This window comes from Achromobacter sp. RT286_PF (assembly GCF_059760425.1).
Map to the genome: position 1 here is coordinate 41040 of NZ_JCBAMR010000016.1, position 24890 is coordinate 65929.

Here is a 24890-nt window from a genome sequence, read left to right on the forward strand (position 1 = left end):
TTCCTGGCTTGGGGGCTGTGCCTGAATGGGACGAGCAATACTAGAAGTCGCAAATGAAAGGTTAATGACAGATGGCTGAATGCGATATCGGGCATACGGCGCGCAAACGAAAAGGCCGGCCCCGTTTGCACGGGGCCGGCCGGATGGGCACCGACACGCTTATTTGGTGGCGACCGCCTTGGACTTGACCAGGGGGCAGCCGCCCTGGTCCAGCGGGCGGAAGGCGTTGTCACCCGGAATCGTGCGCAGGATCTTGAAGTAGTCCCAACGCGCCTTGGACTCCGACGGTTTCTTCACTTCCACCAGGTACATGTCGTGCACCAGCCGGCCATCTTCACGCAAATACGCGTTGCGGGCGAACATGTCGTCGATCTTCATGCCGCGAATCTGCGTCATCACCGCATCGCCTTCGAGCTTGCCGCTTTCCTTCACGCCTTTCAAGAACGTCAGCACGGCGGAATAGACGCCGGCTTGCGCCATGGTCGGGACGCGGCCTTTCGTGCGCTCGGCGTAGCGTTTGGACCAGGCGCGCGTCCGATCATCCATGTCCCAGTAAAAGCCGCTGGTCAACACCAGGCCCTGCGCCTGTTCCAGGCCCACGCCGTCCACATCCGTAATGAACATCAGCAGGCCGGCCAACTTTTGGCCGCCCTTGATCAGGCCGAATTCGTTGGCCTGCTTGATCGCCATGGTGGTGTCGCCGGATGAATTCGCCAACGCCACGATCTCGGCTTTCGAGGCCTGCGCCTGCAACAGGAATGAAGAGAAGTCGTTGGAAGCGCGCGGGTGCTTGACCGAGCCCAGCGTCTGGCCGCCGGCCTGCTTGACGGCGTTCTCGGTATCCGCCTGCAAGGCATGGCCAAACGCGTAGTCCGCCGTCAGGAAATACCACTTCTTCATGCCGGATTCGGTCAGCGCGCGGCCGGTGCCGTTGGCCAGCGCATAGGTGTCGTAGGTCCATTGCGCGGTGGAGGCCGAGCACGCCTTGCCGGTCAAGTCCGACGTGCCGGCGGTGGATGCCAGGAAGGCGATGTTGGCGGTGCGCGTGATTTCCTGCACCGCCAGCGCTACGGACGACGTCGGCACATCGACAATGGCTTTCACGTTTTCCTGATCGATCCAGCGGCGCGCGGTGGCGGACCCGATGTCCGCCTTGTTCTGATGGTCTCCGGCAATGACTTCGATCTTGCGACCCAGCACGGTCGGCCCGAAGTCTTCCACCGCCATGCGCGCCGCCTCGACCGAGCCTTGCCCGGACAGGTCGGCGTTCATGCCGGATAGATCGGTCAGGACGCCGATGCGGATGGGCTTGTCGGACTGCGCGTGCGCGCTGGGCAAGGCGAATGCGCCGGCAACAAGCAAGGCGCCAAGTAATGGGTTCATGTCTTTCCTCCAGGTGGGCGTCCGCTCTTTCAGGCGGATCTTTGCGGCGGGGTCGATACGGCGGTGGCGGGGGACAGCAGATGGCACAACAGGAATTGATCGGTTTGCGCATGCGCCAGGTGGCTGGCGTCGAACTGCGCGTCGATGGCGCGCTTGGACAGGCGCAGCGCCAGGGGCGGGCAGGCGGCGGCCTCGCGCGCCAAGCTCAGTGCGGCGGCCAGTGCATCGCCCTGCGGGGCCAGGGCGTCCGCCAAACCCCAGGCTTGCGCGGTGTCGGCGTGCAAGGTCAGGTCGGTAAACAGCGCCCGCTTGGCGCGTGCGGGCCCGACCAGCGCGGCCAGGCGGGGCAGGCCGCCCCAGGCTAGCGGCAGGCCCAATCGCACTTCGGGAAAGCGCAGCAACGCGTTGTCCGCCAGCACGCGCCAATCGCAGGCCAGCGCCAGCACGGCGCCGCCGCCCACCGCCGCGCCTTCGATCGCGGCGACGGTAACTTGCGGCAGTTCGGTCCAGGCGCGGCACAGCATTTCGCCACGCGCCAGGGCGCGTTGTGTGATCAGCGGGTCGTCATGGCCCCATAGCGCGGGGTCTTTCAAATCAATGCCGGCGCTAAAGAGGGCCGATGTGCCCGTCAGCACCACGGCGCGGATGTGGTCGTCGCGGGCCAACTCGGTCGCCGCCTCGATCAGCGCGTCCATGGCGGCCAGGTTCAGGGCATTGGCCTTGCCGCCTCGGTCATAGCGCACGATCGCCACGCCGCCATCCCGCTCGATTGAAACCATGCTCATGGGGTTCTTCCGCGCTTGTTTGGGAAAATCTGCTCGATATACTACCAAGTATGTTGAAACCCGCAAGGCTTCGGGAACGCCTCGGGGGCCACCTGCGGGTAAGTCCGTATCCGGCGGTGCTGGATGGCCAGAAGAAAGTCATGAAAAATAAGGCAAATAACAAGGAAGGAGACATTGATGAACGACGACGTTCGGGCGGCGATTCCTGACCGCCAGGCTTGCGTGCTGCGCTATTTGCTAGAGGCGCAAGCGGAAAAGATACCGGACAGAATCTTCGTCCGGTTCCACGGCGGCCCCACATGGACGTACGCCCAGACGCTGGCGCGGGTTCAGCAACGGGCGGCCACCTTGCGTCGGGAAGGCGTCAAGCAGGGCGACCGCGTGCTGTGCTGGATGGGCAATGGGCCTGAACTGTTGACCAGCTGGTTCGCCATCAATTACCTGGGTGCGGTGTATGTGCCGCTGAACACGGGCTTGCGGGGGCGGCCGCTGGCGCACGTGTTGGACAACGCGCAGGCGTCGTTGATGGTGGCGCATCGCGCGTTGGCGGGCCGCTTGCATGAGGTGGCGCCGGGGGCGCTGACGCGTGTGCTGCTGACCGGAGAAGACCCGCGCGACGCCCCGTTGCAGCCTCCCGCCGGGGTGTCCTTTGCGCCCTTGTCGGACGCGGCCGACGCACCCCCGCCGGCGCTGCTGGCGCTGGACGCGCCAATCGAACCCTGGGATATGCAGTCCATCATGTACACGTCCGGCACCACCGGCTTGTCCAAGGGCGTGGTCACGTCCTACGTGCAGATCTACACCATGGGGCCGGACGCATTCGACTGGATCACGCCGGACGACCGCTGCATGATCGCCGGCCCGATCTTTCACTGCGGCAGCACGCTGTACGTGTACGCCATGCTCGCCTACGGCGGGTCGATTGCGATGGTGCCGGAATTTCGTACCGACCAACTCTGGGACGCCGTCCGCGACACCGAAAGCACCGTGGTGCTACTGCTGGGCGTCATGGCGAACTTCCTGCTCAAGCAGGCGCCGTCTCCGCGTGACCGCGAACACCGCCTGCGCGGCGTCTTCATCGTGCCATTCGGCGAGGACGCGCCCGCGTTTCAGGCGCGTTTCGGGGTGGACCTTTACACCGTGTACAACATGACCGAAATCGCCAGCCCCTTGAGCGCCGGTCCGGGGTTGACCGAGGCCGGGCGCTGCGGCAAGCCCCGGCCCTGGTTCGAACTACGCGTGGGCGATGCGCAAGACCGCGCGGTGCCGGACGGCACGGTGGGCGAACTGCTGATTCGTTCGCATCGGCCCTGGGCATTGTTCTCGGGCTATTACCGCAACCCCGAGGCCACCGCCGCGTCCATGCGCAACGGCTGGTTCCACACGGGCGACGCGTTCCGCCGCGACGCCGACGGCACGTTTTTCTTTGTCGACCGCTTGAAGGACGTGATTCGTCGGCGCGGGGAAAACATCTCGTCGTTCGAACTGGAAGGGGAAATCTGCGCCCACCCGGATGTGCGCGAAGCGGTGGCCGTGGCCGTGCCCAGCGTACACAGCGAAGACGAGGTGCTGGCGGTGGTCACCGCCGTGGACGGGGCGAGGGTGGACGAGGCGGCGCTGATCGCATGGCTGGCCGAACGCGTGCCGCACTACATGGTGCCGCGCTATGTGCGCGTGGTGGACGACCTGCCCAAGACCGCCAGCGGCAAGCTGCAAAAGCATGTGCTGCGCAGCGAAGGCCTGGCCGACGGCACGTGGGACCGGGAAGCGGCGGGCATCAAGCTGCGCCGCGAACGGCTGGCTTGATTGGGCCACCCGGGCTAGGCGGGGCGGCATGAATGGCGCGACGCGTGGCGCGCGATACATGGCGCGCGATACCCCGCACGCCATCCCGTGCCGCCCTGCGCTCAGGCGCGCGTGCCCAGGCCCGCGATGATGGTGTGCACGACTTTGTTGGCCAGGATCTCGCGGTCGTCGCGCGTTTCGCCCAGGCGTGGGCGATACCAGACGGCCAGCCAGTTGATGGCGCCCAGCGCCGCCTTGATGGCCACCGATACGTCGTCGATGGCCAGTGATCCATCCTCCACGCCCTCGTAGGCTACGCGCTTGAACAAGGCCTCGAAATCGTCGCGGATGGTCATCAGCTCGGCCAGCGTCTGCCGCTGCGCGGGTGTGGTCGCGCCCAGCCGGTGCATGTGCACGCCCTGCACCACAACGGTCTCGAACGCCAGGTTCTCCATCATCGACAGCGCGTGATGCTTGAGCATCAGCGCCAGCCGGTGGGCCGCCGTGCCGGGTTCTTTCATGACCGGGCGCACCGCCTCGAAATTACGCCGCATGCCTTCGCGGTGCACGTCAAAGAACAGGTCCGTCTTGGAGCGGTAGTAGTGGTAGACGCGGCCCTTGGTGGCGCCCAGCCGGCGCGCAACATCGTCAATGCTGGACGCGTGGAACCCTTGCTCCATGAAGCACTCGGCCGCCGCGGTCAGCAGTTCAATGTTGCCCATGCCGTCATCGCGTGCAGCCGTCACCGTAGGTTCCCCATTCATGCGCGTTTCTCCATCCATGCGTCGCGGCAAAGCGCCCAGTTTAGCCAATCGCCCGGGGCCGGGGCGGGGTGCCGCAGCGCTGGGTGCAGGGGCGCCGCCTCGTTCGCACGGTCTATACAAATCCAAAAACCGAAGTTTATACTACTCGGTATGTTTTAGGCCCGGGTAATGTGGTTTTGCCCCGCTCTGGTTTGCCCCCGTCATCGTCTTCCCCTTTCACCAACGGCCGTCCATGACCCAAGACCTTGTTCAAGAATCCCTTATCGACCCGCAGGCCCTGGCGGCGCGGGTGTCGCAGGAAATCGGGGTGTCGGACTGGTTGACCGTCACGCAAGAACGCGTCGATCTGTTTGCCGATGCCACCGGCGACCACCAGTTCATCCACGTAGACCCGGAACGCGCCGCGCGCGAAGGCCCGTTTGGCGGGCCTATCGCGCATGGCTTCCTGTCCTTGTCCATGCTGACCGCATTCAGCTTGCAGGTACTGCCGGTATTCGAAGGCGCCGTCGGCATCAACTACGGCTTCGACAAAGTCCGCTTTCTGACCCCCGTGCGCGTCGGCGCGCGGGTACGCGGCCGCTTCGTACTCAGCGAATTCACGCCGCGTAACGACCGTGAATTCACCACCCGCTATGCCGTCACCGTGGAGATCGAGGGCGCCGCGCGGCCCGCGCTGGTGGCGGACTGGATCACCATGACCGTGCTTGAAGGATGAATGCCATGACCATACGCTTTGATGATCGCGTTGCCATCGTGACGGGCGCCGGCCAGGGGCTGGGCCGCAGCCACGCGCTGCAACTGGCCGCACGCGGCTGCCGAGTAGTGGTCAACGACTATGGTGGCGTGGTGCAAACCAGCGCGGTGCAGGCCGGCGTGGTGCAAACCAGCGCGGTGCAGACCGGCGCGGCGCCAACCAGCGCCGCGCAAGCCGTTGTCGACGAGATCATCGGCGCCGGCGGCCAGGCGATTGCCGACGGCGGCAACGTGTGCGACAGCGCCGCCGTCGACGCCATGGTGGCGCGCGCCATGCAGGCGTGGGGTCGCGTGGACATCCTGATCAACAACGCCGGCATCTTGCGCGACAAGACCTTCTCCAAGATGAGCGCCGACGATTTCAACGCCGTTATCGACGTGCACTTGCTGGGCTCGGCCAACTGCGCGCGCGCCGTCTGGCCAATCATGCGCGAACAGCGCTATGGCCGCATCCTGATGACGACGTCCACGTCGGGGATGTACGGAAATTTCGGCCAATCCAACTACGGCGCGGCGAAGGCGGGTGTGGTGGGTCTGATGAACGTGCTGCACCTGGAAGGTCAGAAGCACGGTATCCATGTGAATGCGCTGGTGCCCACCGCCGCCACCCGCATGACGGCCGAGATGTTCGATGCCGACACGCTGCGCGCGCTGGACCCCGCGTTCGTCACCCCGGCGGCGCTGTTCCTGGTGGCGCAGGCGGCGCCCAGCCGCACGGCATTGCTGGCGGGCGCCGGCACCTACGCGCGTCTGGCCATTGTGGAAAGCGCGGGCATGTATTTTCCCGAAAACGAACGCACGCCGGAAAGCATCGCCGCGCACTTTGACGAAATCGCCAGCCTGGACACGCTGATCGAACCGCCCGAAGGCCTGGCGCACGTTGCCCGCATCCTGAAGCGTGCGCAGGAGGCGGCATGAGCGCGGACGCGAACGGCCGGGGTAACGCGACTGCCCCCACCGCCGCCGCGTCCGACGGTGCCTCCGGCCCCGCCCCGCAACGCGCCACGCCCCACGCGCGCGGCGACTACCCGCGCTTGATGCCGATGACTACACGGCTGCGCGACACCGATGTCTACGGCCACATGAATAACGTGGTCTACAACGAATATTTCGACACCGCCGTCAACCAGACGTTGATCGAACTTGGCGTGCTGGACCTGCGCCAGAGCGCTGTGATCGGGTTGGTGGTGCATAGCCAGACGTCCTATTTTCGCCCGGTGTCGTTTCCGGATTCCGTCGTGCTGGGTCTGCGCGTGGGCCGCCTGGGCCGCAGCAGCGTCACCTATGAATTCGCGCTGTTCCGTGGCGACGACGAGACCGCCGCCGCGCAGGGCAGCTACACCCACGCCTATGTCGACCGCGCCACCAGCCAACCGGTTCCGTTGCCATCGGCGTTGCGCCGCGCGCTGGAGCCCTTGCTTCTCAAGTCTGCGTGATGCGCTGCCTTGCGTGGCCACGCTGACCAGAACGCCGCCCCGGGAGCCTCTGTGAACGCCCACACCCTGCCTCGCGTCACGTACTCGAATATCCACGCGGATTTTTCTTCGGTACACGACCTGCTGGACCAGCGCCTTCCTGACTTTGAAACGCGCATGCTGGGCCGCGACCATCGTCACCGTCTGAACGGCGAATTCGTGGCGGGCGAGGCGTTGCAGGAGGCGTATTCGCCGATCGATCATTGGTTGATGGTCGGCCGCTTTCCGTGCGCCGATGCCGACACGGTTGACCGCGCCATCGCGTGCGCCAAGCGCGCGCAGCCGGCCTGGGAAGCGCAAGGTTGGACTGCCCGCATCGCGGTGTTGCGGCGGCTGGCAATGGTGCTGTCCGAGCGCAAGCTCGACTTCGCCATGGCCACGATGATTGAAATCGGCAAGTCGCGCCTGGAAGCGTTGGGCGAAGCCGAGGAAGCGGTGGACCTGATCCGCTACTACTGCGATCAGGCTGAACGCAGCGACGGCTACCGGCAACCCCTGGCGCGCGCGTTCGACAACGAAAGCACGCAGGACGTGTTGCGCCCGTATGGCGTGTTCGCGGTCATCGCGCCGTTCAATTTTCCGCTGGCCCTGTCGGTCAACATGGTGTGCGCCGCGCTGCTGGCCGGCAACGCCGTGGTCTACAAGCCGTCGCCACGCGCCGCGCTGACCGGGGCATTGCTGCTCGGCGCCTGCGATGCCGCGGGCCTGCCGCCCGGCTGCGTCAACGGCGTGCATGGCGGCGCGAAGACGGGCGCGTTGCTGGCGCAGCACACTGCCATCGATGGCTACGCATTCACCGGCAGCCTCGATGTCGGCATGGACCTGCTGCAAACCGTGGCCGCCGGGCCCTACGCGCGGCCCGTCATTGCCGAGATGGGCGGCAAGAATCCCACCTACGTTACCGCCAGCGCCGATATCGATGTGGCGGTGCAAGGCGTGCTGCGATCCGCGTTCGGCCTGCAAGGGCAGAAGTGTTCGGCCGGGTCCAAGGTCTACGCGCATTCGGCCGTGTACGACCGATTCCTGGAACGCCTGTGCGCGGCGGCCGACGACATCGTGGTGGGCGACCCCCGCGACCGCGCCGTCTTCATGGGGCCGCTGATCGACGAAGCTGCGTGGCGGCGCTACCGCACCGCGTGCGAAGACGCCGACGCCTGCGGTCGAGTCCTGGCCGGCGGCCGCCGCCTGAACGCAGGCGAATTGGCGTACGGGCACTATGTGCGGCCTACCGTCGTCGCTGGCTTGCCGGCCGATCACCGCTTGAACCGCCAGGAATTATTCCTGCCCTTGGTGTCGGTATTGCCGTTCGACGATTTGCACGCCGCCATCGACGACGGCAACGCGGTGGACTACGGGCTGGCCGCCGGCTGCTATGCACGCGAGCAAGCTGAGATCGACACGTTCCTGAGCCGCGCCCAGGCCGGCGCGCTGTACGTCAACCGCGCCAGCGGCGCGACGACGGGCGCGTGGCCGGGCATCCAGACGTTTTGCGGCTGGAAGGGCTCGGGCATGACGGGCAAGGGCGGGCTGGGTCCGTACTACGTTGCCCAGTTCGCACGAGAACAAAGCCACACCGTCTGGCGCGCCTGATCCCGCAGTAGCCACAGTCCGCAGCACCCCCGGTCCGCAACACCCCCGGTCCGCAACACCGCGCCGTCACCCGCCTACGCCACATCAGGAACCCATCATGAGAGAAGCCGTCATCGTCTCCACCGCCCGCACGCCCATCGGACGGGCGTATCGCGGGGCATTCAACGACACCACCGCCCCGACCCTGGGCGGCCATGCGATATCGCACGCCGTGGCGCGCGCGGGCGTGGCGCCTGGCGAGGTCGAAGACGTGATCCTGGGCGCGGCGTTGCAGCAGGGCACCACGCACATGAACGTGGCGCGGCAGGCGGCATTGCGCGCCGGTTTGCCGGTACATGTGGCCGCGATGACGCTGGACCGCCAGTGCGCGTCCGGGCTGATGGCCATTGCGACGGCCGCGCGACAGGTCACGCAGGAAGGCATGGACATCGTGGTGGCGGGCGGGCTGGAGTCGATCTCGTTGGTGCAGAACGCCAGCATGAATCGCAACCGCTGGCTGGACGACGCGCTGATGCGCGAGCAGCCGGAAATATTCATGAGCATGCTGGAAACCGCTGAAATCGTAGCCAGCCGCTACGGCATCCCCCGCGCCGCGCAGGACGCGTACGCGTTGCGTTCGCAACAGCGCACCGCCGCCGCGCAGGCGGCCGGGCGCTTCGATGACGAGATCGTGCCGCTTTCCGCCGTCATGCAGGTCACCGACCGGGCCACGGGCCAGACCACCGCGCAGCCGGTCACGCTTGCGCGCGACGAGGGCAACCGGCCCGACACCACGCTGGCAAGCCTTGCGGCCTTGCAGCCGGTGTTCAAAAACGGTCAGCGGCTGGATACGGGCCTGCACATCACCGCGGGCAATTCATCGCAATTGTCGGATGGCGCGTCGGCCTGCGTGATGATGGAAGCGGGCGTGGCGCAACGGCGCGGGCTGACGCCGCTGGGCATTTATCGCGGCATGGCGGTGGCCGGTTGTGGCCCCGAGGAAATGGGCGTCGGGCCGGTGCATGCCGTGCCCCGCCTGCTGGCGCGGCATGGGCTGACCGTTGATGACATCGGTTTGTGGGAGCTGAACGAAGCGTTCGCGTGTCAGGTGCTGTACTGCCGCGACCAGCTGGGCATCCCCGATGACCGCCTGAACGTCAACGGCGGCGCCATCGCCATCGGGCATCCCTATGGCATGTCGGGGGCGCGCATGGCCGGGCACGCGTTGATTGAAGGCCGGCGGCGCGGGGTGCGTTATGCCGTCGTCACGATGTGCGTGGGCGGTGGCATGGGCGCGGCCGGCCTGTTTGAAATCGCGGGATGAGCGCGCGTCGGCGGCTACTTGGCGACGTTCTCGTCGTCCACCGACAAGCCGCCGTCTTTCATGATGCCCTGCGCGATGTCCTCGGCCGACTTGCCGCCAAAGCCATGTTCGCCCGCGGTGATGCGAAAGCTGTCGCCTTCCAGCGGGCTCATCAGCGTGGCCGACGACAGCAGGATGCCGTTTGACCGGATCTGGATGCGCTTGCCGACGCGGTCACGGGTGAAGTCGGCCAGGGCCTTGCGGCTGTCGGGTTTGAGTTCAATATCCACCACGCGTGCGCCGGTGTGCGGGTCGGATGACGCGGTGGCGCGCTGGGCTTGCAAGGTGACGCTTTCGGCGTGCGCGGCCAGCGGCATCGCCACGGCGGCGGCCACCGCCAGGACCAGGTGTCTCATTAGGGGCATCGCGGACTCCTTCTGTTGGACAACGCCAATATCCTAGCCGAAGTCGCGCGCCCCGTTAACGTCAGGGCTGGCCGGCCGGGCGCACGCCCAGCGCGCGCATCCAGGGCGTGTCCGGCAGCCCCTGGATGGGCGGCATGCCGGGCAACGCCATCCCCATGGGATTGCGCGTCACGTCTTGCAGCACGGCGGCCCACTCGCGCGGGTCCAGCGGTTCGCCCATGCGTACGCGCAGGTCCAGCAGATCCAGCGCGGCGCGGCGATGGCCGGCTTCGGCGGCGTCGCGAAACAGCCGTTCGGCCACGTTGTAGTTCTTGGGTACGCCGCGCCCCATCCCGGCCAGTTCGCCCAGATAGGTTTGCGCGGGCGCAAAGCCCTGGTCGGCGGCGCGCTGATACCAGCGGGCGGCAGCCTTGTAGTCTTGCTGCACGTGTTCGCCGTTCTCCAGGATCAGGCCCAAGGTCGTCATGGCCACCACGTCGCCCGCTTGCGCCCGCGCTTGCAGCGAGGCCAGGCGGGGTTCGTCCAGGTACTGCGCGCCACGTTCGACTTCGTATTCCCACGCGCTGATGCGCGCCTTGATCAAGTCGCGGCCCAGCGTGGGCGACGGGCCGCGCCCCGCCTGGCCGGGCTGGCCGGCTTGGGTCGGGGGCGTGGCGGGCGTCTGGCCGTCGGCCAGACTGGTGAAGGTCACCGTGCCGACCAGACTGCTGGCGTAGTGCGGAACCTGGCGGTAAGCGGTGGCCACCTGCACATCGCCCGTCAATTGCTTGAAGAAGGTTTCCACCGGCGCGGACGCGGGCAGCTCGGCCAACCCTTGCGCGAAATAAAACGCATAGGGGCTGTGGCGCGGGCCATCATTGCCAAAGCCGTCTTCGGCCGTGGCGCCGGGCTGCGTCGAAAACGCGATCAGCTCGCCGCCCGCCGGCACAGCGCGAACCAGGCCCACCGACGGTGCGCCACGCGTCAGATTGGTACGGCAGGCGTCCAGCACCAGCAGACGCGCACGCACCTGCGCGCGGCGCAGCGCTTGCGACACGCGCTTCAGGCTTAACGAGCCCTGCTGCGCCGTGCGGATGCGCACGTCGGCCAAGGCCACGGGCAGCTCTACGCCGAACAGGTAGTTCACGTCATCCACCGCCACCGCGTGGCCGGCGAAGTACACCAGCGCCAGGTCGGCGCCGTTTGCTCGCGTGGCGAATTCGTCGACGGCCGCTTCCATCTGTGCGGTGGTCAGGTCGGTCAGCAAGGTGACGTCGACGTTGCGGCGGCGCAGCGTGTCGGCAACCAGACGCGCGTCATTGACCGGGTTCGCCAGTGCATTGGTGGGCACGGCGTAGCGGGCGTTGCCGATGACCAGCGCATAGCGGCGGGTGGCCAAAACGGGCGTGGGCGTGGGCGCGGCGGTGGCGGCGCCCGGCGCGGACAGGCTTAGCGGGGCGGCGCCCAGCAGGCCGGCGCCTAGCAGGGCGGTGACCAGGCGGCGGCGGGCCCGGCTAAGGCTGGGGGCGGACGTGATGGGCATGGCGGACGTGGCGGACATGGCGGATCGGCATGGCTTCATGGCGTGGGGCAGGCTCCAGGCAGTGCCGCCGCAACGCCTGCCGCGCCCAGCGCCGTGGCGGCATCGTGCAGCGAGGATTCGCGCGCGGCGCTCAACACAAAGCGGCCGTCCTCGTCCGGTCCGGCCACGATGGACACCGCGTACTGCGCCAGGGTGTTGCGCAACTGTTTGGCGCTGACGGCGTCGGGCAGGTCCACCACCAAGCGCGGGCAAGCGCCGCCGCCGCGCGTCAGTGTGCCGTCCTGCACCGGCACGCCGTCGGACTGGAAACCCTCGCGCGGGGCTTGCAGCAGCACGACCACCGACAAGGCGATGGCCAATGCCCAGCCCAGCGGCATCAAGGGGCTGGCGGGCGTGGGCCACAGCCATTGCCACAGGCGCGTGCGTGGCGAAAGCGGTGCGGGCGCGGGGCGAACGTGTTCGGCCAGCGCGTGCAGAAATTGCGTGTCGCGCTCGGCCTGGCCGATTTCGTTATGCGCGATCTGGCGTGCTTGCGCCAGCAGGCGCCATTCGTCTACCTCGGCCTGCAATTCGGGGTTGCGCGCCAGCTCGGCTTCAAACGCGCGGCGCTCGTCGGCGTCCAGTTCCCCGGACAGGTAGGACAGTACGCGGTCTTCAGACATGATCAGTCCATTCCTTTGCGCGTGCAGTCGGTCACCAGCTTGCGCGCGGCATGCAGCCGGCTCTTGACGGTGGGCACGTGCAGGTCTTGCTGCTTGGCGATCTGTTCCATCGGCACTTCGTCCAGATACAGGAACATCGTGGCGCGCAAGGTGTCGCTCAGTTGGTTCAGGCAGTCGCGCATGCGCTGCACGACGGACAGGTGCTCGTACGCTTTGGCGGGGTCCGAGAAGGGCGATGGGTCGCCCACGTCTTCGGCGTCGTCAAACACGTTGTCCTCGTGCTGGGCATCGGCGTCCGGCCCGGTCCATGGCACTTCATGTCGCGTGCGCCGATGCATCTGGATCAGCTCGTGCAAGGACCCCCGGTACAGGTAGCCGCCCAGCTTGCTGACAGCCAGCTCGTGCGCCGCCCAGCCGCCGGCCGGCTGGCCATGCAGAAAGCCTTCATCCTTGAACGTGCGCGTTTGCAGGAATTTCATCAGCGCGTTGTTGAAGGCGTCGACCACGCCCTCCGGCGACGCGTTGAAGAATTTCTTGCGCAGCTTCAGCGTGATGTGCTGCTCGGCCTTGTTGCGGAAATCCAGCGCGTAGCGCGGGTCGGCATGCATGATGCGCAGCAGCGCGTCGACGTTGTTGATGACGTAGCGCTTGGGGTCGAGCGTGTTCATGGTTCAGTTTCTTGTTGTCGAACTGGACGCAGTAAACGTCAGCCCATCGGCAGGGAACGCCGCCGCCCTGCAAACCGAGGGCAGCGGCACCTTAGCCGTGCAAGGGCGGAAAATCAAGCGCGGCGGCGCAGGATGGCAACGCCACGGAGGGTGAAGCCGATCACGATGGCCAGCGACAGGTAGAAGCCAAATCCAAAGCTCATGTTGTTCCACAGGCCGGACGCCATATCGCCCGCCATGCCGCGGCTGGCGCGCGAGCCGCCCATGAACCCGGCGAACTGGCGCGTGGCCGCCATCAATTCACGCACCTGCGACACCACGCCCATCAGCGCGATCAGCCACAACGCCAGCGGCATGAAATACCCCAGGCGCGCCGCGCGTTGCGGCATCAGCGACGGCAGCAGGGGGCCCACCACGGCCAACAGCCACAACAGCGCATAGATGCCCGCGCCGGGTGCCTGGCCGCCCATCGACCCTTGCATGCCGCCGCCATTCTGCAAGCGCAGCAGGTCATAGAAGCTGAGGCTGGCGTTCGATCCCATCATGCGCACGGTCAGCACCGAGAACACGGTGGTGGCCAACAGGAACAGCAGCGCGCCCACGGCATCGCCACGGTTGACTCGGGCGGCGGCGGTGGCGGCCCAGCGCCCGCCGTGGGTCTTGGCCTGGGTCAATACGTCGCGCAGCTCTTTACCTTGCATGGTCATTCCTTTTCGGTTGCGGCAAATGGATGCCTGTACCAATGGCTATGCGCGGGGGGCAAAAAGGTTCGATTTATTTTTGATGGAATTTTTTTTCGATCTTTCTTCGATCTTTCTTCGATCTTTTTTCGATCTTTTTTCGAACCTTTTTCGATGCCGTGCGTAGCAAGAGGCAAGGGCACGGATTTTCCCGCTGCCAACCTTCCACACGGAGAACCCCCATCATGTCCAACCCCACCGCCCTGGCCACCCTGTATCAAACCGTGGTCCAAGATGAACTGGGCCTGGTCGCCCGCATCGATGAAGACGGCGACGTGATGTTCCGCTATCCCGACCTGGGCACTATGTTCTTCAGCGTGAGCGACGCCGATCCGGAATTCCTGCGCCTGGTGTATCCCAGCTTTGTCGACGCCAATGAACTGGGCCTGACCCGCGAGCAATTGCTGGAAGTCATGAACGCGGTCACGCATCGCTGCAAGGCGGTCAAGCTCAGCCTGGGGCAGGACCGCGCCGACAAGGCCGGGCGCATCTCTGCCTCGGTGGAAGGCTTTGTGGCGGGGCCGGACTCGCTGCCGGCCGAAGCGCTGCTGCGCGGCATCGTGGCGCGCTGCGTCAGCGTCATCCGTCATGCGGCCGGCGAACTGGTCAAGGACGCGCTGGAACAGAAGCAAAGCGCCGCCAGCTAAGCCGCGCTGAGCCTGACTACCCGCCGGAATTGAAACAAGCCTGGCCCTGCCTTGTAACTTTGAGATACATTGCGGGGCCGGTTTCCCGACACCTTGATGATTTCGATGCACCCGTTCTTATTCCGTTCGTTGCCCCTGCGCCTGATAACCATGCTGTTGTTGCTGGGAGGGTTGAGCGCGTGCGCGGTCCAGACCAACTCGCGCGGCAAGCTGGTCTACGGTGTGGACACGGCGGCGTTGTTCGGCACCGAGATCGGCCAGTTCCCATTGCAGGACGGCGGCGAGGGCACGCTGCGGCGCGAAGGCAAGAACTTCTCGGTCAAGCTGTCCGGCAACCAGCGCGTGGTGCCCCTGAAAAACGTGGACTCGGCTCGCATCGCGCGCACCGAGAACGTCGGCCCGCGCACCATCGTGGTCATCGAGACCCAACGGCGCAACTGCGACTACCGCTATACCGTGCTGGCCATCCAGGGATCGGACGTGCTGTCCTGGGACCTGGGCAACTGCCGCGACCGGCCCGCCGTGCTGGTGCAAGACGACCGCGCCGCCCTGACGCTGGACTTCCCGAAGGGGTCCGGCATCGAACGCTTCGTTTATACGCAGGACGGCCGCATGCGCCGTGGCGACGTGAAGTCTGTTGCCGGCATGAATCCGCGCGCCAAACCCTTTGCCGACGAATCGCTGTACCCGGCGGGCTACCAGGAATCGCTGCGCCAGTACGGCGTCTATCCGCCGCCCGCCGCGCCCGCCAAGCCCAAGCCTGGCAGGGCACCCAAGGCGCCCAGGCCGGGCAAGTCCGCGCCAGCCGCCCCGCCTGATTCGGCCCCGGCCACGGCCGTTGCCGCACCCGGCAATGGCCGCATGGTGCCGCCGCCCGTGCAGCGGATGCCCGGCAGCGACACGCCCGCCGCCGTTAGCGCACCGCCGCGTGGCGGGGCGTCGCGCGTGCCCGCCAAGCTGGACCTGCCCGACGAGGAAATCACCTCGACCCGAATCGACCTGAGAGATTGACGTGCGGCAAGCCCAGATTCGCCAAATCCTTATCCTGATCGCCCTGACCGTTGTCTACCTGAGCTTTGAACTGGGTTTCAACGCCCGCCTGCTGGACGTGGTGGGCAGCCGCGCCACGCCCCACGACATCGAAGAGCTGGAGTTCTTCGGCCGCACGCTGTCGGGCATCGCCGCCGCGCTGGTGGTGCTGCAACTGCTGTGGACGCGCCGCCTGCGAACGGGTGGCCAGCCGTCGTTCCTGAAGATCGTCGTGGCCTGCGCGGTGACCGCGCTGGTGGTGTTCGGCGCCATCAAGATGCTGGTGAACGTGCTGGTGGACACGCGCGATGCCGACTTTCGCCGCGTCGCCACCAACGCCGGTCTGCTCCAGCGGTCGTTGGTGCAGGGCGACCTGCACCTGGATGGCCTGGTGGACGATGGCGTCTATGCGCGGCCCGAGGGCAAGGCGTTCCTGGCCGTGTTCCAGGTGCTGCTGTCCAACATCGACAACCTGGACGAAAAGGTCGAGCCCAAGAAACGCCAGGTCATCCGCAGCGACCTGCAACGCCAGATGAAGACGTTTTCGTTTGACGGCCGCGACGTGCGCATGACGGCGCCGGGCATCCGCGGCTATCACCAGGTCTACACCAGCGTGATGCAGTCGGTGGCGGACCGCTGGAAGAAATATGCCGGCGTGCCGGTCGCGTCCGACATCGGGCTGGCGCGCGAGCAGGACCGCGCGTGGTCCGATTACCGCAATAGCCTGTCGCGGCGGGGCTGGACGCCGGAACGCGTGCCCGCCCGCTACCAGGGCCGCGTCACGCAAGATGTGCGCAAGCGCATCCCGGTGCCTGCCGATTGGCAGCCGCACGACCGCGCCACGTTCAACGAGGCCGTGGCCCAGCAGTATTGGAAGACCATGCGCAGCCGCACCGTGCATGTGGAAGGCGACGCCATTCCGCCCGGCCTGTCCTACGAGGATTTCGTGGTGCGACCCGGCGTGCAAAAGTTGCTGCGCCAGACGCTGATGGTGCCGGCCAGCATGAACGTGGCCGCCAACTACACCGATCCCGCCAGCTTCAAACGCTTGTACGACGGCATGCTGGACCGCGCCGTCGACGAGGCGATGCCACGCTTTTCCGCCAGCGCGTCCGATTTCCAGCGCGGCGGCCAGCATCAAAAGCTGGGCGAGGACGCCGCGCGCGCGGCGATCGTGCCGCCGGTCGCGTTGCTGTGTTCGCTGCTGGGCGCGGTGGGCCACTTTGCCAAGCTGCTTTATCTGATCGCCAAGCTGGTTGTGTGGCTGCGCACACCCGCCGGCCAGCAGCCCGGGCGCACGGCGACGCGTGCCGCCGGCCTGGCCTTGGTGCTGACGCTGGTGTGTGTATGGACGGCGTTTTCGTTCATGCAGAACAGCGTGACCCAAAGCGAACTGTTCCAGCAGATGTCGCGCGCCGAGGTCGGCCGCGATGATGAATCGCTTGGGCAGGCGCTGCGCCGCCGCGTGCTGGCCAACGTGGCGCACGTGGTGGTGGTGGGTCAGGCGTATACCTATCCCTTCAACGAAGCGGTGCGCACCGGCTTGCTGGGCGGCATCAAGTATGGATATCACGGCGATGCAGGCTAAACGCTGGATGGCGGCGCTGCTTGCCGCCGCCATACCCTGGTCGGGCGCCGGCGCCGCGTGCCTGGGCATGCAGGTGCACGCGCATCGCGGCGCGCCGACGTTGCCGGAGAATTCGCTGGCGTCCATTCGCGCGGCGTATGCGGGCCAGTGGGACGGCGTGGAAATCGACATGCAGCGCCTGAAGGATGGCCGCTGGGTGTTGCACCACGATGTGCTGACCGGCAGGTCGGTCACTGGCGTCGGACGCCGCGCCGTGCTGCAACTGAGCAGCGCGGATTGGCGAGGCGCCAAGCTGGCCGGGCAGGGCGGCGGGCAGCCGCCGCCGTTCCTGGACGACGCGCTGCAAGTGGCCGCCACGCAGCCGGCCAAGACCTTCAACGCCGAACTCAAGGTTGTCTACCGCGATTGCGCGCCGGTGGGCAAGCTGGTCGCCGGCATGAAGACCGCGCTGCCGCACGGCAACTGGATGATCACGTCGGCGTTTCCCGAGGCACTGCGCTGCGTGCGCGGCACGGACCCCGATGGCTATCTGGGCCTGATCGTGTTCGACCCGCGCCACGCGGACGCCGTCAGCGCGAACCCGCTGGGCAAGTACGTATCGCAACGCGCCACCGCGCCCTCGCTTAACCGCCAGTGGCTGGCCAATCTTGCCAAAACGGTGGGCGCGCCTGTCGGTGTGCATGTGGACGCGATGACGCTGGCCGCCAACCCGCAATTGCTGCGTGACGCGGCGGCGCAATCGGTGCGCGTCTTTGTCTACGCGGTGGGCGGCGATGCGGCCTTGGCGCAGCAACTGCGCGCGACGCGGCAGCGCGAAGGCTACCTGCCGTCGGGCGTGATCATCGACGGCGACGCGCAGGCGTTCTGCCGCGCCGTCGGGGGTTGAAACGCCGGGGATTGGGCATACACTGAACGGCAAATTTTTCCGTTCACCGTCCGCAAGGAAACCCCATGCACGCCCGCGCGATTTCGTTCTTGTCCTGCCTGCTGCTGGCCGGCGCCGCCCACGCCGGCTCGGCGCCGGCCGAACTGTCTTGCGTATCCGATAGCGGCAAGGTCGCGATAAAGGGCACGATTCCGTCGCCGTCCTCCGAGGACCTGGACATCACGCTGAGCTACTTCGACGCCACCCTCGCCCTTAACGACACGACGACCCAGGGCAGCTATGTGGTGTCGGACTTTCCGCAGTCCGTGTTCCTGTTGCTGGTGCCTTCGCCAGGCACGGCGCTGACGCTTTACGCGCTGCCGTCCACCATGGCGGTGGAAAAGACCAGCGACAGCGGTGACATGGCGGGCAAGTTCCAGGCGAAGTTGAAGGCGCCCCGGCCGCGCTCGGCCACGGGGGCGCAGACCCCGGCGGCACTGACGGCGACGCTGAACTGCGAATATCGGTATTCGCTGTAAGGCCACAGGATGGGCCTTCGAATGGTCCGTTCAACAGGCCACAGGCCATTTGAGGAGACAACTTTGAACACCACCCCGATCGCGGGCGAACCGCCGTTGTGCCTGGCCCCGCTGCCCGACATGGACGCCGCCACCTTCGATATCCCGCCCGGCGCCTGCGACACGCACGCGCACGTCGTCGCCCCGGACACCGCGGCCTACCCCTTGGTGCCCGAGCGCACCTACACGCCGCCGCCCGCGCCGGAATCGGCCTACCTGGCCATGCTGCAAAAAACCGGCATGTCGCGCGGCGTGCTGGTGCAGATCAGCGTCTACGGCACCGACAACCGCTACATGCTTGAGGTGCTGTCCCGCCACCCCGACACGTTGCGCGGCATTGGCGTCGTGTCGCCCGATGTCACCGACCACGAACTGGAAGCCATGCACGCGGCCGGCGTGCGCGGCCTGCGCATCAATGTGCTGTTTGGCGGCGGCATCGGCTTTGACGCCATGGAAACGCTGGCGCATCGCATTGCCGATCTGGGCTGGCACATGCAGTTCCTGATGGACGCGCGGCAATTGCCCGAGCTGCTGCCCCGCATGCGCAAGCTGCCGGTGCCCGGCGTGGTGGACCACATGGGGCACATGCCGGTGGCTGATGGCCTGGGCAGCCCCGGCTTCCAGGCGCTGGATCACCTGGTGCGGGACCACGGCTGGTGGGTGAAGCTGTCGGGCGCGTATCGCATCAGCGAACGCTTTGACGATTTCAGCGACGTGACGCCGTGGGCGCAGGCGCTGATCCAGGCCGCGCCCGACCGCATGCTGTGGGGCAGCGACTGGCCGCACGTGCACCAGACCCGCATGGTCAATACGGGACGCCTGCGCAACCAGCTGGCGCTGTGGGCGCCGGACCCCGACGTGCGCCATCGCATCCTGGTCAGCAACCCCGAACGCCTGTACGGGTTCGCCCCGACGCGATAGCCGCGCATCGCCAGAACAACAACACAAGAGACAAGCCATGCAATGGTATAGAGAGCTGAACAAGACCGAACGCCGCACCTTCATCGCCGCGTTCGGCGGGTGGGCCATCGACGCGCTGGACTTCATGGTGTTCACGTTTGTGATTGCCACCTTGATGACCCTGTGGGGCATCGACAAGGGCCAGGCGGGCATGTTGGGCACCGTGACGCTGCTGTTCTCCGCCATCGGCGGCTGGCTGGCCGGCATCCTGGCCGACCGCTACGGCCGCGTGCGCGTGCTGCAATACACGATCCTGTGGTTCTCGGCCTGCACGGTGGCCATCGGTTTTGCGCAAAACTTCGAGCAGTTGTTCGTGCTGCGCGCGTTGCAGGGTCTGGGCTTTGGCGGTGAATGGGCCGTGGGCTCGGTGCTGATGGGCGAAATCGTGCGCGCCGAACATCGCGGCAAGGCGGTGGGCACCGTGCAAAGCGGCTGGGCGGTGGGCTGGGGCGCGGCAGCAATCCTGTACACGCTTGCGTTCTCGGTGCTGCCCTCGGAATGGGCGTGGCGCAGCCTGTTCTGGATCGGCGTCCTGCCTGCGCTGCTGGTGCTGTACATCCGCAAGAACGTGCCGGAACCCGAGGTGTTCCAGCGCGCGCAGGCCAAGGTGCAAGCCGGCCAGGAGCGCGCCTCGTTCTGGACGATCTTTTCGCCGGCGCTGATCAAGACCACCGTCATCACCGCCATCCTGTGCACGGGCGTGCAGGGCGGCTATTACGCCATTACGACGTGGTTGCCCACCTACCTGAAAGTCGAGCGGCAATTGTCGGTGCTGAATACCGGCGGCTACCTCATGGTCATCATCCTGGGGTCGTTCTGCGGTTACATCGCGGGCGCCTATCTGGCCGACCGGCTGGGCCGACGCGCCAATCTGCTGATCTTCTCGGTGCTGTCCACCATCAGCGTCTACGCCTACACGCAGTTGCCGTTGACTGATCACCAGATGCTGTTCCTGGGCTTTCCGCTGGGCTTTGCCGCATCAGGCATTTTCAGCGGTATCGGCGCCTACCTGACCGAACTGTTCCCGTCCGGCGTGCGCGCATCGGGACAGGGGTTTGCGTACAACTTCGGGCGCGGCATCGGCGCTTTGTTTCCCAGCCTGGTTGGTTTTCTCAGCCAGACGCACGGGCTGGGTTGGGCCATTGGCGCCTTCGCCACCGGCGCTTATGCGGTGGTGATCATGACGGCGCTGCTGCTGCCGGAAACCAAGGGGCGCGTGCTGGAATAAGCGCTACCCGGCAACACTCAAAACGCCGACAAGGCCCGGGCATCGTCCGGGCCTTTTTTCTTTCGCCTAGGGTTTACCCGGTAGGGTTTACGATCCTAAATTTGTATGATGACCCGATAACTTATATTCATGAGACAAGTCATCATGCCGTCCTGGCCATCACCTTCCCATTGCGTTCCAGCGCCTGTCAGCCCCTGCTTTCCAGGGGTTTTTCATGACTGACGAAGCCCGCATCCGCGAAGAAATCTGCGTCGTCGGGGCCAGCCTTTACCAGCGCGGCTACACGGTCGGCGCCGCCGGCAACATCAGCGCGCGGCTGGACGACGGCTGGCTGATCACGCCCACCGACGCCTGCCTGGGCCGGCTTGACCCGGCCGAACTGGCCAAGGTCGACCTGGACGGCAACTGGGTGTCGGGCGCCAAGCCGTCCAAGACGCTGGTGCTGCACCAGGGCATCTATCGCGCCAGCCCCGAATCGCGCGGCATCATCCATACGCATTCCACGCACCTGGTCGCGCTGACGCTGGCCGGGGTCTGGAAAACCGACGAAGTGCTGCCGCCCATCACGCCCTATCAAGTGATGAAGGTGGGCCGCGTTCCGCTGATCGCGTATCGCCGCCCCGGCGACCCGCAAGCCGCGGCCGAGGTCGAAGCCGTGGCCGGCCAGGTGCGCGGCGCGCTGTTCGAACGGCTGGGGCCGGTGGTGTGGGAACGCTCGGTGGCGCATGCCTCGTATGCGCTGGAAGAGCTGGAAGAAACCGCGCGCCTGTGGCTGATGAGCCAGCCGCGTCCCACGCCCTTGTCTGCCGACGCCATCGAAGAATTGCGCACAGCGTTCGGCGCGCGCATCTAAGCCCATCAACCGCAAATAAAGTCGCCTGGCCGCCTTGGCGCGGACCGGTGCGGCGCATTCTCCTGGAGACTTTTCATGCCCCCGATGGAACTGGCGTCCGGCGCCAACCCCGCTGCCGCTTCGGCATCCCAACCTGAATCCCGCGAAACCGCGCGCGCCTACGCCAAGGTGTTCTGGCGGCTCGTGCCGTTCCTGATGCTGTGCTATGTCATTGCCTACCTGGACCGCGTCAACGTCGGCTTTGCAAAGTTGCAGATGTCGCAAGACCTGGGCTTTAGCGAAACCGTGTTCGGGCTGGGCGCGGGCGTGTTCTTCATTGGCTACTTCCTGTTTGAAGTGCCCAGCAACCTGCTGATGCATCGCCTGGGCGCGCGCATCTGGATCGCGCGCATCATGATCACGTGGGGCATCCTGTCCGGCATGTTCATGTTTGTGGAAACGCCCACGGGCTTCTACATCCTGCGCTTCCTGCTGGGCCTGGCCGAAGCGGGCTTCTACCCCGGCGTGATCCTGTACCTGACCTACTGGTACCCGGCGCATCGCCGCGCCAAGATCATCGCGCTGTTCATGTCCGCCATCCCCGTGGCCGGCATCTTCGGCAACCCGCTGTCGGGCTGGATCATGGAAGCCTTTCACGGCACGCACGGCTTGCAGGGCTGGCAGTGGATGTTCCTGATTGAAGCCATTCCCGCGCTGCTGATCGGCGTGGTCACCATCATGTACCTGGACAACGGCATCGCCAGCGCCAAGTGGCTGACGTCCGACGAAAAGCAGCTGCTGACGCGCGAGATCGAACAGGACCAGAAGCAGACCGGCACGCAAAAGCACTCGTTGCGCGCGGTGTTCGGCGACAAGCGCGTGTGGTGGATGTGCCTGATCTATTTCGCCTTCGTCGCGGGGCAATACGGCCTGACGTTCTGGATGCCCACGCTGATCAAGTCCACCGGCGTGACCGGAGCACTGAACATCGGCCTGCTGTCGGCCATTCCGTTTATCTGCGCCATCATCGTGATGAACCTGCTGGGCCATTCGGCGGACAAGCGTCGCGAACGCCGCTGGCACTTGATCGTGCCGGCGCTGGCGGGCGCCATCGGCTTTACCGCCGCCGCATCCTTTGCCGACAACACCGTGGTGTCGCTGATCTGCCTGTCGCTGGCCGCCGCGGGCGTGCTGACCTGCGCGCCGTTGTTCTGGTCGTTGCCCACTGCCTTCCTGTCGGGTACCGCGGCGGCGGCGGGCATTGCCATCGTCAACTCCGTGGGCAACCTGGCCGGATTCGCCAGCCCCTACATGATCGGCTACCTGAAAGACCTGACGAACTCCACGGCGTCCGGCATGTACGTGCTGGCCGCCGTGCTGGTCATCGGGGCCATCGCGGTGTGGTTCACGCCCGCCAAGCTGGTCAATCGCTAAGGCGTTATTGCCGCGTAGATAAACGTTATTGAACAAAGGACTCGCCATGCCGCGCCTGGCCGCCAACCTGACCATGATGTACACCGAGCATCCGTTCCTGGATCGCTTTGCGGCCGCCGCAAGCGATGGTTTTCAAGGGGTGGAGTTTCTGTTTCCCTACGACTACGCCGCCGCCGATATCCAGGCGCGGTTGCGCGATAACGGCTTGACGCAGGCCCTGTTCAACGCGCCGCCGGGCGACTGGGCAGCGGGCGAGCGCGGCATTGCGTCCTTGCCGGGGCGCGAAGATGAATTCCTGCGCGGTCTGGACCAGGCGCTGGAATATGCGGCGCAACTGGGCAACCGCAGCCTGCACGTCATGGCCGGGCTGATTCGGCCGGAGCAGGACCGCGCGGCGCATCGCGAGGTGTACGTGAAGAACCTGGCCCACGCCGCGCGCATTGCGGCAACGGCCGGCATCACGGTCGTGATCGAACCCATCAACACGCGCGACATCCCTGGCTTCTTCCTGAACCGGCAAGACGACGCCCAAGCCATCTGCAAGGAAGTCGGCGCCGACAACCTGAAAGTGCAATTCGATTGCTATCACTGCCAGATCGTCGAAGGCGACATCGCCAAGAAGCTGGAGCGCGACATGGCCGGCATCGGCCACATCCAGATTGCCGGCGTGCCTGACCGCCACGAGCCCGACGTGGGCGAACTGAACTATCCCTACCTGTTCGACCGCATCGACGCGCTGGGCTATACGGGCTGGATCGGCTGCGAATACCGGCCCAAAGCGGGCACGCGCGCGGGCCTGGGCTGGGCGCAACCCTATCTTGCCCGGCGCTGAGGCGTACAAGGCTGCGTTGATCAACATCACGTTGCTTAGCACCGAATTGCACATCACCGAATTGCAAACCACCGAGATCGCATCATGAAAATCCTGATCACCGGCGGCGCCGGATTCCTGGGCCAGCGGCTGGCTCGCAAATTGCTGGAGCAGGGCACGCTGACGCTGGACGCCAACGGCCCGCAAGCCATTACCCGCATCGACCTGCTGGACGTCGTCAAGACCGATGCGTTCACTGACCCGCGCGTGCACTCGCAAGTGGGCGACATTGCCGACCCGGCCGTGCTGCGCCAGGCCATCGACACCGACACGCGCGCCGTCTTCCATCTGGCGGCCATCGTCAGCGGGCAGGCCGAGGCCGATTTCGACTTGGGAATGCGCATCAACCTGGACGCCTCGCGCGCCTTGCTGGAAGTGTGCCGCGCGCTGGGTCACCAGCCGCGCGTCATCTTCACCAGCTCGGTAGCCGTGTACGGCGGCGACTTGCCCGACACCGTGCGCGACGACACCGCGTTGAACCCGCAGTCGTCCTACGGCACGCAAAAGGCCATTGCCGAACTGCTGCTGGCCGACTACACGCGGCGCGGTTTTGTTGACGGGCGCGTGCTGCGCCTGCCCACCATCAGCGTGCGCCCGGGCCGCCCCAACGCCGCGGCATCGTCCTTTGCCAGCGGCATCATCCGCGAACCACTTAACGGCGAAACCGCCGTCTGCCCCGTGGGCGCCGACACACGTCTGTGGCTGTTGTCGCCGCGTGCCGCCATCCAGGCCCTGATCGCCGGGTGCGAGCTTTCGGCGGACGCCGTGGCCGACCGCGCGCCCATCAACCTGCCGGGCGTGTCCGTCACGGTGGCCGACATGGAACAAGCGCTGCGCGAGGTCGCGGGCGATGACGTCGCCGACCGCATCACGTGGCGGCCGGACGAACGCGTTGAACGCATCGTGGGCAGCTGGCCCGGCCGCTGGGACATTACACGCGCCAGCCGCCTGGGCTTGAAGGGCGACAACAGCTTTGCCGACATCGTCCGCGCCTACGTGGCCGACGACTTGCCGCGTTGATACG

General features: G+C 66.3%; 25 protein-coding genes. 17 read left to right on the plus strand and 8 right to left on the minus strand.

What is annotated here, in order from left to right; translation table 11 throughout:
- Window positions 1-159: 159 nt before the first annotated feature.
- Window positions 160-1383, minus strand: a complete 1224-nt coding sequence (locus AC6LJY_RS14640; RefSeq protein ID WP_314355346.1) for an ABC transporter substrate-binding protein — start codon at window positions 1381-1383, stop codon at window positions 160-162.
- Window positions 1384-1412: 29 nt separating this feature from the next.
- Window positions 1413-2168: an enoyl-CoA hydratase/isomerase family protein gene (locus AC6LJY_RS14645; protein ID WP_104142709.1), complete on the minus strand. Its 756-nt coding sequence runs from the start codon at window positions 2166-2168 to the stop codon at window positions 1413-1415.
- Between the two features lie 177 nt (window positions 2169-2345).
- On the opposite strand from AC6LJY_RS14645, the gene AC6LJY_RS14650 reads away from it, so the two are divergent.
- Window positions 2346-3974: an AMP-binding protein gene (locus AC6LJY_RS14650; protein WP_498136244.1), complete on the plus strand. Its 1629-nt coding sequence runs from the start codon at window positions 2346-2348 to the stop codon at window positions 3972-3974.
- A gap of 101 nt (window positions 3975-4075) precedes the next feature.
- Here the strand turns inward: AC6LJY_RS14650 and AC6LJY_RS14655 are convergent, their stop codons facing one another.
- Window positions 4076-4717 carry a TetR/AcrR family transcriptional regulator gene (locus AC6LJY_RS14655; protein WP_046803192.1) on the minus strand — a complete coding sequence of 214 codons (642 nt, stop codon included), beginning with the start codon at window positions 4715-4717 and terminating at the stop codon, window positions 4076-4078.
- Window positions 4718-4949: 232 nt separating this feature from the next.
- On the opposite strand from AC6LJY_RS14655, the gene AC6LJY_RS14660 reads away from it, so the two are divergent.
- The 5 genes from AC6LJY_RS14660 to AC6LJY_RS14680 all read left to right on the plus strand — a co-directional run bounded on the left by AC6LJY_RS14660 (window position 4950) and on the right by AC6LJY_RS14680 (window position 9838).
- Window positions 4950-5432, plus strand: coding sequence for a MaoC family dehydratase (locus AC6LJY_RS14660; protein WP_104142712.1), 483 nt, complete (start codon window positions 4950-4952; stop codon window positions 5430-5432).
- 5 nt (window positions 5433-5437) lie between these two features.
- The gene (locus AC6LJY_RS14665) at window positions 5438-6388 is read left to right on the plus strand and encodes an SDR family NAD(P)-dependent oxidoreductase (RefSeq protein ID WP_498136245.1); all 951 of its coding nucleotides are present in this window, start codon (window positions 5438-5440) and stop codon (window positions 6386-6388) included.
- A 119-nt stretch (window positions 6389-6507) separates the two neighbouring features.
- The gene (locus tag AC6LJY_RS14670; RefSeq protein ID WP_120157657.1) at window positions 6508-6906 is read left to right on the plus strand and encodes an acyl-CoA thioesterase; all 399 of its coding nucleotides are present in this window, start codon (window positions 6508-6510) and stop codon (window positions 6904-6906) included.
- Between the two features lie 51 nt (window positions 6907-6957).
- Window positions 6958-8535, plus strand: a complete 1578-nt coding sequence (locus AC6LJY_RS14675; protein ID WP_498136246.1) for an aldehyde dehydrogenase family protein — start codon at window positions 6958-6960, stop codon at window positions 8533-8535.
- 97 nt (window positions 8536-8632) lie between these two features.
- Complete coding sequence (locus tag AC6LJY_RS14680) at window positions 8633-9838, plus strand: acetyl-CoA C-acyltransferase (RefSeq protein ID WP_498136247.1); 1206 nt, start codon at window positions 8633-8635, stop codon at window positions 9836-9838.
- Window positions 9839-9852: 14 nt separating this feature from the next.
- Here AC6LJY_RS14680 and AC6LJY_RS14685 read toward each other — a convergent pair whose 3' ends face one another.
- The 5 genes from AC6LJY_RS14685 to AC6LJY_RS14705 all read right to left on the minus strand — a co-directional run bounded on the left by AC6LJY_RS14685 (window position 9853) and on the right by AC6LJY_RS14705 (window position 13795).
- Complete coding sequence (locus AC6LJY_RS14685; protein WP_046803195.1) at window positions 9853-10242, minus strand: SecDF P1 head subdomain-containing protein; 390 nt, start codon at window positions 10240-10242, stop codon at window positions 9853-9855.
- Between the two features lie 61 nt (window positions 10243-10303).
- Window positions 10304-11782, minus strand: a complete 1479-nt coding sequence (locus tag AC6LJY_RS14690) for a caspase family protein (RefSeq protein ID WP_498136248.1) — start codon at window positions 11780-11782, stop codon at window positions 10304-10306.
- Between the two features lie 17 nt (window positions 11783-11799).
- The gene (locus AC6LJY_RS14695) at window positions 11800-12426 is read right to left on the minus strand and encodes a hypothetical protein (RefSeq protein ID WP_498136249.1); all 627 of its coding nucleotides are present in this window, start codon (window positions 12424-12426) and stop codon (window positions 11800-11802) included.
- A 2-nt stretch (window positions 12427-12428) separates the two neighbouring features.
- Window positions 12429-13094 carry an RNA polymerase sigma factor gene (locus AC6LJY_RS14700; RefSeq protein ID WP_046803197.1) on the minus strand — a complete coding sequence of 222 codons (666 nt, stop codon included), beginning with the start codon at window positions 13092-13094 and terminating at the stop codon, window positions 12429-12431.
- A gap of 113 nt (window positions 13095-13207) precedes the next feature.
- On the minus strand, window positions 13208-13795 hold the full coding sequence (locus AC6LJY_RS14705) for a hypothetical protein (protein ID WP_046803198.1): 588 nt from the start codon (window positions 13793-13795) through the stop codon (window positions 13208-13210).
- A 224-nt stretch (window positions 13796-14019) separates the two neighbouring features.
- On the opposite strand from AC6LJY_RS14705, the gene AC6LJY_RS14710 reads away from it, so the two are divergent.
- The 11 genes from AC6LJY_RS14710 (at window position 14020) to denD (ending at window position 24886) form a co-directional block, all read left to right on the plus strand.
- A complete protein-coding gene (locus AC6LJY_RS14710; protein WP_046803199.1) occupies window positions 14020-14481 on the plus strand; it encodes a hypothetical protein in 462 nt (153 codons plus the stop codon).
- Window positions 14482-14586: 105 nt separating this feature from the next.
- Window positions 14587-15492, plus strand: a complete 906-nt coding sequence (locus tag AC6LJY_RS14715; RefSeq protein ID WP_498136250.1) for a hypothetical protein — start codon at window positions 14587-14589, stop codon at window positions 15490-15492.
- Window position 15493: 1 nt separating this feature from the next.
- Entirely contained in the window at window positions 15494-17098 is a 1605-nt protein-coding gene (locus tag AC6LJY_RS14720; protein WP_498136251.1) for a hypothetical protein, read from the plus strand.
- Window positions 17088-17984 carry a glycerophosphodiester phosphodiesterase family protein gene (locus tag AC6LJY_RS14725; RefSeq protein WP_314355358.1) on the plus strand — a complete coding sequence of 299 codons (897 nt, stop codon included), beginning with the start codon at window positions 17088-17090 and terminating at the stop codon, window positions 17982-17984. Before AC6LJY_RS14720 ends, AC6LJY_RS14725 begins: the two co-directional genes overlap by 11 nt.
- Before the next feature lie 65 nt (window positions 17985-18049).
- Window positions 18050-18502, plus strand: a complete 453-nt coding sequence (locus AC6LJY_RS14730) for a hypothetical protein (RefSeq protein ID WP_046803202.1) — start codon at window positions 18050-18052, stop codon at window positions 18500-18502.
- A 63-nt stretch (window positions 18503-18565) separates the two neighbouring features.
- Window positions 18566-19462, plus strand: a complete 897-nt coding sequence (locus AC6LJY_RS14735; protein ID WP_370512723.1) for an amidohydrolase family protein — start codon at window positions 18566-18568, stop codon at window positions 19460-19462.
- A gap of 37 nt (window positions 19463-19499) precedes the next feature.
- The gene (locus AC6LJY_RS14740) at window positions 19500-20729 is read left to right on the plus strand and encodes an MFS transporter (RefSeq protein WP_498136252.1); all 1230 of its coding nucleotides are present in this window, start codon (window positions 19500-19502) and stop codon (window positions 20727-20729) included.
- 214 nt (window positions 20730-20943) lie between these two features.
- On the plus strand, window positions 20944-21582 hold the full coding sequence (gene otnC / locus AC6LJY_RS14745; RefSeq protein ID WP_498136253.1) for a 3-oxo-tetronate 4-phosphate decarboxylase: 639 nt from the start codon (window positions 20944-20946) through the stop codon (window positions 21580-21582).
- A 75-nt stretch (window positions 21583-21657) separates the two neighbouring features.
- Complete coding sequence (locus tag AC6LJY_RS14750) at window positions 21658-22995, plus strand: MFS transporter (RefSeq protein ID WP_498136254.1); 1338 nt, start codon at window positions 21658-21660, stop codon at window positions 22993-22995.
- Between the two features lie 46 nt (window positions 22996-23041).
- Window positions 23042-23827 carry a 2-oxo-tetronate isomerase gene (otnI, locus tag AC6LJY_RS14755; protein WP_314355360.1) on the plus strand — a complete coding sequence of 262 codons (786 nt, stop codon included), beginning with the start codon at window positions 23042-23044 and terminating at the stop codon, window positions 23825-23827.
- An 84-nt stretch (window positions 23828-23911) separates the two neighbouring features.
- Window positions 23912-24886 (plus strand): D-erythronate dehydrogenase, encoded by a 975-nt coding sequence (gene denD / locus AC6LJY_RS14760; RefSeq protein ID WP_498136255.1) that lies wholly within the window; start codon window positions 23912-23914, stop codon window positions 24884-24886.
- Window positions 24887-24890 lie beyond the last annotated feature (4 nt).